The 12,813-nt window shown below is 68.9% G+C and carries 14 protein-coding genes; 10 read left to right on the top strand and 4 right to left on the bottom strand.

Features of this window, described 5'->3' with window-relative positions; genetic code table 11:
* The first annotated feature begins 7 nt into the window (after positions 1-7).
* Both RIE08_07210 and RIE08_07205 read left to right on the top strand, forming a co-directional pair.
* Complete coding sequence (locus RIE08_07210; GenBank protein MEQ8717385.1) at positions 8-1,198, top strand: pyridoxal phosphate-dependent aminotransferase; 1,191 nt, start codon at positions 8-10, stop codon at positions 1,196-1,198.
* Entirely contained in the window at positions 1,195-1,959 is a 765-nt protein-coding gene (locus RIE08_07205; GenBank protein ID MEQ8717384.1) for a carbon-nitrogen family hydrolase, read from the top strand. The genes RIE08_07210 and RIE08_07205 overlap by 4 nt, the downstream gene beginning before the upstream one ends.
* 31 nt (positions 1,960-1,990) lie before the next feature.
* Here RIE08_07205 and RIE08_07200 read toward each other — a convergent pair whose 3' ends face one another.
* Positions 1,991-2,791: a methyltransferase domain-containing protein gene (locus RIE08_07200; protein ID MEQ8717383.1), complete on the bottom strand. Its 801-nt coding sequence runs from the start codon at positions 2,789-2,791 to the stop codon at positions 1,991-1,993.
* A gap of 95 nt (positions 2,792-2,886) precedes the next feature.
* Here RIE08_07200 and RIE08_07195 point away from each other — a divergent pair, with 95 nt between their 5' ends.
* Complete coding sequence (locus tag RIE08_07195) at positions 2,887-3,516, top strand: YbhB/YbcL family Raf kinase inhibitor-like protein (protein ID MEQ8717382.1); 630 nt, start codon at positions 2,887-2,889, stop codon at positions 3,514-3,516.
* Positions 3,517-3,553: 37 nt separating this feature from the next.
* Here the strand turns inward: RIE08_07195 and RIE08_07190 are convergent, their stop codons facing one another.
* The 3 genes from RIE08_07190 to RIE08_07180 are packed head-to-tail and all read right to left on the bottom strand — an operon-like array spanning position 3,554 to position 5,579.
* Positions 3,554-4,255, bottom strand: coding sequence for a hypothetical protein (locus RIE08_07190; protein MEQ8717381.1), 702 nt, complete (start codon positions 4,253-4,255; stop codon positions 3,554-3,556).
* Between the two features lie 47 nt (positions 4,256-4,302).
* Positions 4,303-5,022 carry a PIG-L deacetylase family protein gene (locus RIE08_07185; GenBank protein ID MEQ8717380.1) on the bottom strand — a complete coding sequence of 240 codons (720 nt, stop codon included), beginning with the start codon at positions 5,020-5,022 and terminating at the stop codon, positions 4,303-4,305.
* A gap of 47 nt (positions 5,023-5,069) precedes the next feature.
* Positions 5,070-5,579, bottom strand: coding sequence for a DUF427 domain-containing protein (locus RIE08_07180; GenBank protein MEQ8717379.1), 510 nt, complete (start codon positions 5,577-5,579; stop codon positions 5,070-5,072).
* A 52-nt stretch (positions 5,580-5,631) separates the two neighbouring features.
* Here RIE08_07180 and RIE08_07175 point away from each other — a divergent pair, with 52 nt between their 5' ends.
* From RIE08_07175 to RIE08_07145, 7 genes are all read left to right on the top strand, one after another.
* A complete protein-coding gene (locus tag RIE08_07175) occupies positions 5,632-6,570 on the top strand; it encodes a DUF6174 domain-containing protein (GenBank protein MEQ8717378.1) in 939 nt (312 codons plus the stop codon).
* A gap of 51 nt (positions 6,571-6,621) precedes the next feature.
* Positions 6,622-7,587, top strand: coding sequence for an aldo/keto reductase (locus RIE08_07170; protein MEQ8717377.1), 966 nt, complete (start codon positions 6,622-6,624; stop codon positions 7,585-7,587).
* Positions 7,584-8,567, top strand: a complete 984-nt coding sequence (locus RIE08_07165) for an ABC transporter ATP-binding protein (GenBank protein MEQ8717376.1) — start codon at positions 7,584-7,586, stop codon at positions 8,565-8,567. The genes RIE08_07170 and RIE08_07165 overlap by 4 nt, the downstream gene beginning before the upstream one ends.
* A complete protein-coding gene (locus tag RIE08_07160; GenBank protein MEQ8717375.1) occupies positions 8,567-9,379 on the top strand; it encodes an ABC transporter permease in 813 nt (270 codons plus the stop codon). The genes RIE08_07165 and RIE08_07160 overlap by 1 nt, the downstream gene beginning before the upstream one ends.
* Before the next feature lie 5 nt (positions 9,380-9,384).
* Positions 9,385-10,146: an ABC transporter permease gene (locus RIE08_07155; GenBank protein MEQ8717374.1), complete on the top strand. Its 762-nt coding sequence runs from the start codon at positions 9,385-9,387 to the stop codon at positions 10,144-10,146.
* A 127-nt stretch (positions 10,147-10,273) separates the two neighbouring features.
* Positions 10,274-10,846 carry an RNA polymerase sigma factor gene (locus RIE08_07150; protein MEQ8717373.1) on the top strand — a complete coding sequence of 191 codons (573 nt, stop codon included), beginning with the start codon at positions 10,274-10,276 and terminating at the stop codon, positions 10,844-10,846.
* Entirely contained in the window at positions 10,843-12,804 is a 1,962-nt protein-coding gene (locus RIE08_07145) for a hypothetical protein (protein MEQ8717372.1), read from the top strand. Before RIE08_07150 ends, RIE08_07145 begins: the two co-directional genes overlap by 4 nt.
* Positions 12,805-12,813 lie beyond the last annotated feature (9 nt).

Here is a 12,813-nt window from a genome sequence, read left to right as displayed (position 1 = left end):
TCTGGACGTGACCGAGCGGGCGCCGTACCTGACCGCGAAGCTCCAGGGCTTCGGGACGACGATCTTCGCAGAGATGTCCGCGCTCGCGGCCCGTACCGGCGCCATCAACCTCGGCCAGGGGTTCCCTGACACCGACGGGCCCGCCGAGGTCTCCGAGGCTGCTATCGCCGCGATCCGAGCCGGGCACAACCAGTACCCACCGGGGCCGGGGATCCCCGAACTGCGGACCGCCATCGCGGGCCACCAGAAGCGCTTCTACGACATCGACCTCGATGCCGACTCCCAGGTTCTCGTCACCGTGGGGGCGACCGAGGCCATCGCCGCGGCGATCCTCGCGCTGTGCGACGTGGGCGACGAGGTCGTCGCGTTCGAGCCCTACTACGACTCCTACGCCGCCACGATCGCGATGGCCGGTGCGGTGCGTCGCCCGGTCCAGCTCCGCGCCCCGGACTACTCGTTCGCCCCGGACGAACTCGACGCTGCCGTCGGCCCGAAGACCCGCTTCATCCTGCTGAACACCCCCCACAACCCCACCGGCAAGGTGTTCAGCCGGGCCGAGCTGGACCACATCGCCGCGGTCGCGATCGAACGCGACCTCCTCGTCGTCACCGACGAGGTCTACGAGCACCTCGTCTACGACGGCGAGCACATCCCCATCTCCACGCTGCCGGGGATGGCGGAGCGGACCGTCACGATCTCCTCGGCCGGAAAGACGTTCTCGTTCACCGGCTGGAAGGTCGGCTGGGTGACCGGACCGGCCGAGTTGGTCGCCGCCGTGCGCACCGCCAAGCAGTTCCTCACCTACGTCTGCGGCGGGCCGTTCCAACACGGGATCGCCGTCGGCCTCGGACTCGGAGACGACTACTACCGGTCCTTCACCGTAGGGATGAAGGCCGGTCGGGACCGCATCGTCGCCGGGTTGAGCGCGGCCGGCTTCGACGTCTTCACACCGGCGGGCACCTATTTCGTGACCACCGACATCACACCCATCACGGGTCCCGACGACGCCGACGGTCTCGCTTTCTGCTGGTCACTACCGGAACGGTGTGGTGTCGTGGGGGTCCCGAGCGTGGTCTTCTATGACGACAAGGCCGCGGGTCGACCCCTTGTACGATTCGCGTTCTGCAAGCGCCCCGACCTCATCGACGAGGCCGCCGCCCGACTCGCAACCCTCGGAACAGGAAGAGACTCCGCATGAGCCGCATCCGCGTCGCCGCCGTGCAGCAGGACACCGTCTGGGAGGACCCCGGGGCGAACTTCGCTCGCCTGGCCCCCCGCGTGGATGCCGCCGTCGCCGGGGGAGCGGACCTCGTCGTCCTGTGCGAGATGTACTCCACCGGGTTCTCGATGGCGACCGATCGCACCGCCGAGAAGCCCGACGGCCCGAGCACGGCGTTTCTCGTGGACCAGGCCGAGGCGCACGGAATCTGGATGGGCGGGTCCATCCCCGTGGTGGTCGACGACGGCCTGCCCCGCAACCGTTTCGTCCTCGCCGGCCCCGACGGGCAGATGCACCACTACGACAAGATCCACCCCTTCTCGTACTCCGGTGAACACGAGCGCTTCGCGGCGGGCGACGAGTTCGTCACCGTCGACCTCGGCGGGTTCCGCGTCGGGCTGTTCGTCTGTTACGACCTGCGCTTCGCCGACGAATTCTGGGCTCTCGCCCACGATGTCGACGCCTACCTGATCCCCGCCAACTGGCCGACGAAGCGACGTGAGCACTGGAAGGCGCTCCTCGTGGCGCGCGCCATCGAGAACCAGGCCTACGTCGTCGGCGTGAACCGGGTGGGCACGGGCGGAAAGCTCGACTATTCCGGCGACTCGCTCGTCATCGACCCGTTCGGCGAGGTGATCGCCGCGGCCGCGGCGGTGGAGACCACGCTGATCGTGGACCTGGACGCGGACCGGGTGCGCGAGGTGCGCGAGAAGTTCCCGTTCCTGCCCGACCGACGCTGACCGGGCCGCTCGGGTCGACCGGGACGGCCGCTCAGCGGCTGGCCACCACCGAGCAACGCACGTAGTCCACGTCGTAGCTGCCGTCGTCACGGCGCAGCGCCGTGTAGGCCTTCTGGAACACGCCGGCGCGCAGGGCCCCCCACATGTCGTCGGCCAGGTAGGGCTTCCATGCGACGAGGACCTGAGAGTCCAGCCAACCGCACAGGTCGTCGAAGGTGGGCATGGACCGCACCTGGTGGACGAGCTCGACTGACACTGCGGCGTCGTCGAAGCCCGCGCCCACGACGAGGTCCCGGTATTCGGTGCCGGGGAAGTACCAGGGGCAGGCCGGGAAGCTCATCGGCACGGCGAACTCGTCCACGATGTCGAGCACTGCCGCGATCTGGCCCCGCCCGCCGAAGTCGAGAACCATGCGCCCGCCCGGGCCGAGAAGTCGGTGGCAGGCGGCGAGGATCCCGTGATGCTCGGCGCCGTCGATCCAGTGCAGGCACGCCACCGAGATGATCCGGTCGAACGTGCCTTCCTCGAAGGTCGAGGCGAGTTCCTGGGCGGGGAGGGTGCGGAATGTGACGTCCGGCCGCTCGTGGGTGGCGGTGGCCGTGGCGATCATGTCGGCGGAGCGGTCGGTGCCGGTGACGTGTCCGCCGCCCGGTCCGCCCACGATGTCGGCCAGGCGGACCGTGAAATCACCCACTCCGCAGCCGATGTCGAGCACGGCCTGGCCGGGTTCGGGCTCGAGGCTGTCGAGGAGGCGGTCGTCGTGGGCGCGATGGTGGGCGGTGTTCGCCGCGTACAGCGAACCGTCCCATGCGTCGGCAGGGGTCTCGGTCATGTCGCCATCCTGGCACCACGGCGCAGCCCGGTCGCCCCGAATTCGGCGGCGCTGTCGCTCTAGAGTCGGATCAGGACCGCGACCCAGGAGTCACGATGACCCTCGAGATGACCGTGCACGGATTCGACGACGGTGACCCCGTCCCCACGACCTTCTCGTTCGGCGTGCCCGCCGACGACGGCCCCATGGCACTGGGCCCCAACCGCAACCCGCGCATCACCTGGTCGGGAGCACCGGCAGGGACCAAGTCGTTCGCGCTGATGGTCGTGGACCCGCTGGTGCCGTCCGTGGCCGACGACGTCAACGTCGAGGGGAAGACGATCCCCGCCGACCTCCCCCGGGTGGACTTCCACCACTGGGTGCTCGTCGACGTGCCCGCCGACCGCTCCGAGATCGCCGAGGGCGAGGCGAGCGACGGCGTCACAGCGAAAGGCAAGGCGCCCGGTGCGAAGCCGTGGGGCGTCGAGGGGATCAACGACTACACGGGCTTCATGGCCGGCGATCCCGACATGGGCGGCACCTACGGTGGCTACGACGGGCCGTGCCCGCCGTGGAACGACGAACTCGTGCACCGCTACGAGTTCCGTCTCTATGCCCTCGATGTCGAATCGCTCGGGTTGTCCGGTGACTTCTCCGGCGGAGACGCCGCGGCCGCGATGGCGGGCCACGTCCTCGCCGAGGCGTCCCAGGCGGGCACCTACACGCTGAATCCCACCCTGCGCTGAGGATCCTGCGCCACGCTGAACCCAGCGCGTCGGTGGGTCAGATTGGACTGGTCAGTCGTCGGATGACCGGTTCGATGATCTCAGAAGGCGAGACGTAGCCGTCCTCGGTCACAGTTCCCGTGAGAACGAGTGACCTTCCGACCCTTGTCATGAAGAAGTCCTGGACTATCGACCGCTCGCCGATCGCGCCAGAGACAACGGAGCGTGTCTGAGTGGATACGCCGTCGTCTCCGAGAAGCGGATGTTCGATGAAGCGGGACGTGCTCTCGATCTCGTCGAATCCCTGCCGGGCGGTCGTGTCAGCTGCCTCGAAGTCGGTCTCCAAGGATGCGTCGAGACACTCGGGTAGGTCACTGCTGGACCAGGATTCGAGAATCCGGACTGCCGCCTCATCGGTGGGAAAGACGAGCACCGAGCTGGTGATGGACATGTTGTCGTCGCTCGAGTTGGACAACCACGCTTCTGCCACGCCGGTCGGCTCCAATCGCGAACGCGTTGTGGCCTCGATCGCGTCGGTGCAGACCTCGATGTCCGCGAGATCCGAACTCCCGGCCACTTCAATGAGCTCCCACCCACGACCAACGTCTTCTGGGCGGAGAACGGCCAGATCGGCCAGGGCCTGATCCCGCTCAACGATTGCTGCCGGCTCGACGACTGCCGACGACGGGTTGTCGCCACATGACATGCAGAGACAGATGACGAGGATTCCCGTGATGCGTAGCAGGGCCTGCGGCTTCATGACGCACGCACGGTACCTCGTGTGTTGTTGGCGGCGCCCTCGCTGAGTCAGATCGCGTGGACGCGGCGGAAGCCCTCGACGAGGCGGCCCTCGGGTAGTCCGTAGGTGCGGGCGATCAGCTGTGCCCACTGGGACAGCAGGTCCTCGACGTCCATCTTGGAGGTCTGCGACTGGTGTGACTTCAGCGCAGCGAGCTTGCGGTCGAACACCGCGGTGATGTCGACGAACACGTCGAGCGGCTCGGCCCCGGCGATCCAGCACTCCGGGACGGTGTGGGGCTCGAAGCCCTCGGCCAGGAGCTCGGGGTGGGCGTGGGGGTTGCGGGAGTCCGGGTACACGGCCGCCATCGTCGCCTCACCCACGGCGAGGTGATCCGGGTGGCTGGAGTAGATCCGGTCGAAGCGGCGAAGCGGACTCTGGGTGATGACGAGGTCCGGCCTCACGTCCCGGATGACCCGCGAGATCACCCGCCGGGTCTCCAGGTTCGCCTCGATGTGGCCGTCGCGCAGGCCCAGGAAGCGCACGTCGGTCACGCCGACCTCGCTCGCAGCGGCACGCTGTTCGGCCTCGCGCATGTCCGCCAGTTCCTCGCGGTCCATGTCCTCGGGGGGCCCGGCCTCACCCCGGGTGCCGATGGCGTAGACGACGTTCGAGCCGGCCGCGACGAGTTTCGCCACGGTCCCGGCCGTGCCGAAGTCGATGTCGTCGGGGTGGGCGACCACCACGAGGACCGTGCCGGGCGGGTCTGTCAGGTCTTCGAATGCCACGCGCGCAGGCTACCGAGCCCGATCGCGGCGCCGTGTCGACAACATCGTCACCACCACATCGTCCCGGGCTCGCCCTTGAAGGGGCCGACCACGTCGTTGGTGACCCAGCCGCCGTAGAACGTGCCAGGTTGGGGGCGGACGACCTCGCCGTCGACGGTGCAGTCGAACGTCGGCGGGTAGAGGGCGATGTGGTCGCGGAGTTCAGCGAAGCGTTCGGAGGGCTCGGGGTAGGACCAGGCCATCCGCTCGGCGGTCTCGCCGGGCACCGTCACGGTCCAGTACGACGCCAGGCCCTTCCACTCGCAGAACGACGACCCCGGCGCGGCGCTGAACAACGTCATGTCGCAGTCCCCGGGCGGCAGGTACCACGACGGCGGATGCGAGGTCTCGAGCACCCGCAGAGCCCGGCGGGTGTCGGCGACGACAGTCCCGGCGAGTCGGACGACCACGTGGCGGTCCGAGGCCTCGAGCCGAGGTGGCCGGGGGTAGTCCCACACAGACTCCTGGCCGGGTCCGGGCGTGACCGGCTCGGGGTGGGCACTGCTGCGACGGCGCATGGAATCGAAGGTAGGCGGGAACTTTCCGCCGTGTCGTGTCGTCGGAGTGTTCATGAACCGTGCGCACAGACTGTTGCTGGTACCCCTGCTCGCCGTGGCGTTGATCGCCGCCGCCTGTGGAGACGACGACGCCGACGTGGCTGTCGGTGACGACGCGACGCCCACGGCGGAGCCAACACCGACCGGCGAACCCGCGGTGACCCCGGACCCGACCCTGACGCCCGATCCCACGCCGTCGCCGACGCCTGCGGTGGACGAGCAGGCACTTGCCGATCTGGCTGCGGCCCGCGCGCTGTGGGACGAGAACGGACTGGCCACCTACTCCTACACCTGGAGCCGCTTCTGCGAGTGTCTCGACGCGTACCGCGGCCCGTTCACCGTGGCCGTCACCGACGGGCTCGTCACATCCATGAAGTCCTTCGGGGACCCGGCTCCCGAAGACCTGCCGCGCCGCACCGTCGAGGACATGTTCGACGAGATCGCCGATTCGATCGGCTCGGGCGTGAAGGTGGACGTGACCTACGACGGGACCGACGGCCACCCGAAGAACGTGAACCTCGACCTCGACGCGATGGCCGTCGACGGAGGGACGTCGTACTCGGTGGACGGCTTCGCCCGACTCGGCGATGTTGTCGACGACCTCGCCGCCGCCCGTGCCCGCTGGGACGCCGCCGGCATCGACTCCTACGACCTCGTCTACCGCGAGAACTGCTTCTGCCCCGAGCTCGTGGTGACGGTGTCGGTGCGGGAAGGCGTCGTCGTGGACTCCTCGTTCGAATCGGAGTTCGATTCCGGCTATGAGCCGCCGGCCCGCACCGTCGAGGACCTCTTCGCCGAGATCGAGGCGGCGCTCGCTCTGCCGCCGGCGCATGTGACCGCGCAGTTCGACGAGGACACGGGATACCCGCTCTCCTACTACGTCGACGAAGAGGAGTTCATCGCCGACGAGGAGTTCGGGATCACCGTGGAGAGCCTCACGCCCGTCGCCTGATCGGAGCTCCGACCCCGACCACCGTCACCGGCCACCCGTAGAGTGGCCACCATGGAGATGCAGTACCGACGACTCGGGAACGCCGGGATCAAGGTCAGCGCGCTGTCCTTGGGATCCTGGGTGACGTTCCACAACCAACTCGACACCGACGTGGCCCTGGAGTGCATGCAGGCCGCGCACGACGCCGGGGTCAACTTCTTCGACAACGCCGAGGCGTACGCGGGCGGCGAATCCGAGAGGGTCATGGGCGAGGCCCTGGCCCAACTCGGCTGGCCACGCCACAGCTACGTCATCACCACCAAGTTCTACTGGGGCATCCACGAGGGACCCAACACCCAGCTCACCCTCAACCGCAAGTACCTCCTCGAGGCCATCGACGCTTCGCTGGAGCGGATGGGTCTGGACTTCGTTGACATCGCGTACTGTCACCGCCCGGACCCCGACACGCCCATCGCCGAGACGGTGCGGGCCATGTCGGACATGGTGGACCGCGGCAAGGCGCACTACTGGGGGACCTCGGAGTGGTCGGCCGACGAGATCCGCGCCGCCTACGGGATCGCCGAGCGCCACCACCTCCACGCCCCCGTGACCGAGCAGCCCCAGTACAACCTGCTCCACCGCGACCGGGTGGAGACCGAGTACGCCCGCCTCTACGAGGACGTGGGGCTCGGCACCACGATCTGGAGCCCCCTCGCGTCGGGGCTGCTGACGGGCAAGTACCTCGACGGCGTGCCCGACGACAGCCGCGCCAACCTCGAGGGCTACGACTGGCTCCGTGAACAGATCACCGCCCACGACGCCAACGAGAAGGTCCGCCGGCTCCAGCCCATCGCCGAGGCGCTCGGCTGCTCGCTCGCCCAGCTCGCGCTGGCCTGGTGCACGAAGAACCCCAATGTGTCGACGGTCATTACCGGCGCCAGCCGCGTCTCGCAGGTCCACGAGAACATGGCCGCGCTCGAGGTTGCGGAGTCCCTCAACGAAGAGGTGATGGAACGCATCGACGAGGCCGTGGCCTGAGCACCTCAGCGGCCGGCGGTGGTCCTGCCGGACCCGTCGGAGCGGAGCCCGTCGTCCGGGCCCGGGGAGTCGTCAAGACCTTCGGCGACTTCCGTGCGGTTGACGGCATCGACGTCGAGGTCCGCCCGGGCGAGGTGTTCGGTTTCCTCGGTCCCAACGGGGCGGGCAAGAGCTCGACGATGCGGATGATCGCGTGCGTCTCGCCTGTCAGCGCGGGTGAGTTGCGGGTGCTCGGCGGCGACCCCGACCGTGACGGCCCGCGGATCCGGGCCCGGCTGGGTGTCGTGCCTCAGGAGGACGCCCTCGACACGGAACTGACCGTCGGCGAGAACCTCCTCGTCTACGGCCGGTACTTCGACCTGCCCCGTTCCGTCATCGCCGAGCGCACCGGCGAGCTGCTGGACTTCGTCCAGCTCACGGACCGGCGGGGCAGCCTGGTCGACGCCCTGAGCGGCGGGATGAAACGCAGACTCACCATCGCCCGGGCGCTCATCAACGAACCCGAGATGGTGCTGTTGGACGAACCGACCACCGGTCTCGACCCCCAGGCCCGCCACGTCATCTGGGAGCGGCTGTGGAGCCTGAAGCAGCGTGGTGTCACCCAGATCCTCACGACCCATTACATGGACGAGGCCGAACAGCTCTGTGACCGCCTCGTGGTCATGGACCACGGACGCATCGTCGCCGAGGGCGCACCCCGACAACTGATCGACGAGTGGTCGACACCCGAAGTGGTCGAGTTGCGCTGGAACGACCCTGATGTGGATCTCGAGGTGCGGGAGAAGGCGGTGTGTGGACCGCTCGGCGATGACGTACGGTCCGAGGTCCTCGCCGACAGGATCCTCGTGTACGCGGCCGACGGCGACAGCGTCGTGAGTCACCTGTCGGACCATGACGTCCGCGCTGACTCGGTGCTCGTGCGGCGCTCCACGCTCGAGGATGTCTTCCTGCGGCTCACCGGCCGCACGCTCGTGGACTGATGGCCGTTCCGTTGAACTCGCCCCGGTTCGGCAGTCTCCGGGCCGGGCGTCTGGCCCTCGAGCGGTGGCTCGTCGCGTACCGCCGGACCTGGTGGAGCTCGCTCGCCCAGAGTTTCGTCAACCCGCTCATGTTCCTTCTGGCGCTCGGGTTCGGTCTGGGTTCGCTCGTCGACGACTCGGTGTCGGCGGCGCAGGACCTCGGCGGCCTCGACTACGTCCAGTTCCTCGCACCGGGCCTGATGGTGGCATCGGGGATCCAGATCGCGGGGCTGGACGCCGCGTGGCCGGTGATGGGCGCAGTCAAGTGGGACCGCCTGTACCCCGCCCAGCTCGCTACGCCGTTGCGGGTGGTCGACGTCATGGTCGGCCATCTCGCCTTCATGATGCTTCGGGTTCTGCTGGCCTCGGTGGTCTTCCTCGGTGTGACCGCGTCGCTGGGTCTGGTCTCGTCCGCGCTCGCGCCCATCGCTCTGGTCGCCGCGGTGGCCGTCGGGTTCGTGATCGCCGCGTTGATGTCGGCGTTCTCGGTCACCCGCGAGAACGAGACCGGGTCCATGATCGGGGCCATCCGCTTCGTGATCGGCCCCATGTTCCTGTTCTCGGGGACGTTCTTCCCGGTGGACCAGTTGCCGATCGGGGTCCGTTGGCTCGCGTGGATCACGCCGTTGTGGCACGGCGTCGAGATCTCCCGTGACGTCGTCCTCGGCGGTGCAGACCTCGCCACCGCCGGCCACGGCGGGGTCCTCGCCCTGTACTGCGTCGTCGCCTGGATGGTCGTGCGGCGCGCCTACGAGTGGAGGCTCGCCCGGTGAGCCGGATGCCCCGTGCGCTGCGGGTGACCGAACGCAACGTGATCGCCTACACCCGCAACTGGGTCGTGATGGCGTCGGGATTCGTCGAGCCGTTGTTCTACCTGCTGTCGATCGGCGTCGGGATCGGTGCCCTCGTCGGCGAGGTGGCCGGACCCGGCGGCGACCTGATCGACTTCGAGGACTTCGTCGCTCCGGGGATGTTGGCCGCTGCCGCGATGAACGGTGCGATCGCAGACTCCACGTTCAACATCTTCCACAAGCTGCGCTGGATGAAGACCTACGACGTGATGCTGGCCACGCCGGTACGCGTGCTCGACATCACGCTCGGCGAGTTGACCTGGGCGGTCGTGCGTGGGACCACGTACTCGGCCGGGTTCCTCGTGATCATGGCCGCCCTCGGGTATGTCGCATCGTGGTGGGCGATCCTCGTCGTTCCCGCTGCTGCCCTGTTGGCAGCGGCGTTCGCCGGCGCCGGTCTCGCCGCCACCACGTTCATGCGCACCTGGAACGACACGATGTGGATCAACCTCGCGACGTTCCCGCTCTTCCTGCTGTCGACCACCTTCTACCCACTCGAGGTGTACCCGCGTTGGTTGGAGGTGGCCATCCAGTTCACGCCGCTCTACCACGGTGTGGACCTGGTCAGGCGGCTCACGCTCGGCGAGGTCGGCGCCGAGTGCGCCGTGCACGTCGGATACCTGGCAGCCCTTGCGGTCGTCGGCATCGCTGTCGCCGTGCGCCGCTTCGAACGGGTCCTCGTCGAGTAGTCGACGGCCTCGTCGAGGTCACGGCGCGGACGCGTCCGGGCAGTTCCGCGAAAAGTTCGCGCGGATCGGGAAGGATCGGGGTACCTCAGCCGTCCAAGTCGGTGTGAAGGGAGCAGTGATCAGCCGCATGAACGTGGGGAACGAAGCCACGCTCGTCGCCGCGGCCGCCGCCGGTGATCCCGGGGCCTTCGAGAGGCTCATCCGGGCCCATGACGAGACGATGCGCCGTCTCGCCCACCGGATGCTCGGATCGGCGACGGCGATGGACGACGCGCTCCAGGACGCCTACCTGAAGGCCTGGCGGTCCCTCGGGCGATTCGACGGGCGTTCTTCGTTCTCGACGTGGCTCTACCGCATCACCGCCAACGTGTGCCTCGACCACCTACGGACCCGCAACCGTCGGTCTGAGGTGGCGATGGACGAGACCCGGGTGCCGCCGAGCGCTCGCCCCGGTCCCGAACGCGAGGTTGCCGAGCGGGACCGCCTGCAGTGGGCTCTCGGTGCGATGCCGCCCGAGTACCGCGTGGCGATCCTCCTCGTCGACGGTGAAGGCCTGAGCTACGACGAGGCGGCGGCCGTTCTCGACATCGCGCCCGGCACCGTCGCCAGCCGACTCAACCGGGCCCGACGGGCGCTGCGGGTGGTCCTCTCCCTCGAAGAGAAAGAAGACACCGACGAGAACGGGGAGCCCCGGCCATGAACGACCGCAACGAGAACAGCGGGCGTGACGAGGAACTCGGCCGCCATTTCGACCGCCTCGTGGCCCCCGAGCACCGCGACGGCTTCTGGAACGACCTGCGGGCCGACATCGCCCGCACACCCGCCGGCGCGCGGGCCGCCGCCGAGTCGGCTCGTGCCGGAGACTCGTCCGATGAGGAGTCCGCCACCGTGGTTCCCCTCACGCGTGTCCCCGAACCGGCCGCAGGCCGCGCACGGCGGGCCCGCATCGTCCTGGCCGCGGCGGCGGCGTTCGTGCTGGTGGCCGTGGGCGCGGCCGTCGCGGCCATCCTGCTGGAGGACGACGGCGGCGACGAGGCGATCACCGCGGGCCCCGACACCTCCGACGAACCGGCCCCCGTGCCCGACGGCACACCCGCCGTCACGCCGACGACCGCAGTCCCCGACGGCGGCGACTCCGGCGACGGGGATCCATCCGGTGGCGAGACGGTGGTGGACTGGACGACCGTCGCCGAGGACACCGTTGTCGGCCCGGGCCGGCTCATTGCTGCCTCTCCGGACGGCCGCTGGCTGTACGTGAGCGACCTCGACCCCGACGGCGGCCTCGGCTGCGAGGGTGTCGAGCGGCGGACCCTGTTCGTGTACGACGTCGAGACCGGCGAGCGTCGACTGGCCGACGCCGGGATTACGAACGCCTCCGGTGGCCTCGACATCGTCATCGATGGCTCGGGCCGCGCCGCGATCCTCGAACAGTGCGAGGGCTTCGCCGGTCGTCTCGCTGTCGCACAGATCGGCGCTGGGGGCCTGCTGAGCGCGCCGGTCGAGTTGTCCGTCGAGGCGCTCGGCGAGTTCGTCCCCGACCTGGCCTGGTCCCGCGACGGTGACCTTCTGGTCTCCTCGGCGACCTTCGGTCCCGACGGCGAGACGCGCCGCCTGTTGCGGGTCGACCCGACATCCGGGTCCGTCATCGAGGTGATCGCCGAAGACGTCGTCGTGTTCGGTGAACTCCCGTCAGGCGGCGTGATCGCCGGGACGACGAGCGGTGTCAGGATCCCCGACGCCCGGGTCATCGACCGTGCCACGCCCTACGGCATCGTCGTGTCGCCCGATGCGACGCTCGCCGCCATCCAGGGACCCGACGTCGTCGAGCTGGTCGATGTCGCCACGGGCGAGGCGGTCTCGGCGACTGCCTCCGACGGCGAGGCCGGCGCCTCCGGGGTCTGGGCCCCCGACGGTCGTGCATACCTCGCGACCTTCATCCAACTCGACACGGTCACGAGCCGTCGCCTGGTGTCGATCGACCCGTCCGGGTCGGTCGAACCGACTGCGGTTCTCGGCGGGATGGACTTCGGGGAGATCGCCGTGATCGGCGCCGACCGGTTCGCCTACTCCTCGTGGGTGGACGATCTGGGTAACTCCGAGGTGCACATCGTCACGTTCGCTGCGACGACCGTGTCTGTGGAGGACCCGGCCGATGACGTGGTGGCCTCTTCGCTCGAGGGGGTCGCCGACGCGACCCTGCCGACCACTCTGATTCCCGACGGCCCTGTGACGCTCACCGATGGTGCGTTCTTCCGGGGTGCACCCGGCGACGCACAGTTCGCCGAGGTCGCCCTGCGTACCCCGGTGTTCACCGCGGACGTGGACGACGACGGGCTCGAGGATGCGCTCGTCGTGCTCGACGCCGGATTCGGTGGCAGCGGGATCACCTCCGAGTTGATCGTCCTGCTCGCTCGGGACGGCGGATTCGTGGTCGCCTCGGAGCCGATCCCGCTCGGTGACGACATCCGAATCGAGGGTGTGTTCGACCCAGCGGAGGGTCCTGTCGTGCACGGACCGGGTGTCGAGTTCATCTTCGACACCCGCGCCGAAGGGACCCCACGGCTGGAGTTCGACATCCGCAGGATTCTCCTGTTGGAGGTCGACGACGACGGTGTTGTCCTGGTGGTCGACACGATCAACGAGCCGATCGAGGGCTGAGCGCCTCCC

Source organism: Acidimicrobiales bacterium (assembly GCA_040219085.1).
GTDB lineage: Bacteria > Actinomycetota > Acidimicrobiia > Acidimicrobiales > JAVJTC01 > JAVJTC01.
Note: the sequence above shows the minus strand (reverse complement) of the source record. Positions and strands in the feature narration are given on the sequence as shown.

What these genes read in the sequence shown, in the direction of transcription:
- RIE08_07205 (MEQ8717384.1), top strand. Translation starts at nt 1,195, where the DNA reads ATGAGCCGCATCCGCGTCGCCGCCGTGCAGCAGGACACCGTCTGGGAG.
- RIE08_07200 (MEQ8717383.1), bottom strand. Translation starts at nt 2,791, where the DNA reads ATGACCGAGACCCCTGCCGACGCATGGGACGGTTCGCTGTACGCGGCG.
- RIE08_07195 (MEQ8717382.1), top strand. Translation starts at nt 2,887, where the DNA reads ATGACCCTCGAGATGACCGTGCACGGATTCGACGACGGTGACCCCGTC.
- RIE08_07190 (MEQ8717381.1), bottom strand. Translation starts at nt 4,255, where the DNA reads ATGAAGCCGCAGGCCCTGCTACGCATCACGGGAATCCTCGTCATCTGT.
- RIE08_07180 (MEQ8717379.1), bottom strand. Translation starts at nt 5,579, where the DNA reads ATGCGCCGTCGCAGCAGTGCCCACCCCGAGCCGGTCACGCCCGGACCC.
- RIE08_07175 (MEQ8717378.1), top strand. Translation starts at nt 5,632, where the DNA reads ATGAACCGTGCGCACAGACTGTTGCTGGTACCCCTGCTCGCCGTGGCG.
- RIE08_07170 (MEQ8717377.1), top strand. Translation starts at nt 6,622, where the DNA reads ATGGAGATGCAGTACCGACGACTCGGGAACGCCGGGATCAAGGTCAGC.
- RIE08_07160 (MEQ8717375.1), top strand. Translation starts at nt 8,567, where the DNA reads ATGGCCGTTCCGTTGAACTCGCCCCGGTTCGGCAGTCTCCGGGCCGGG.
- RIE08_07155 (MEQ8717374.1), top strand. Translation starts at nt 9,385, where the DNA reads ATGCCCCGTGCGCTGCGGGTGACCGAACGCAACGTGATCGCCTACACC.
- RIE08_07150 (MEQ8717373.1), top strand. Translation starts at nt 10,274, where the DNA reads ATGAACGTGGGGAACGAAGCCACGCTCGTCGCCGCGGCCGCCGCCGGT.
- RIE08_07145 (MEQ8717372.1), top strand. Translation starts at nt 10,843, where the DNA reads ATGAACGACCGCAACGAGAACAGCGGGCGTGACGAGGAACTCGGCCGC.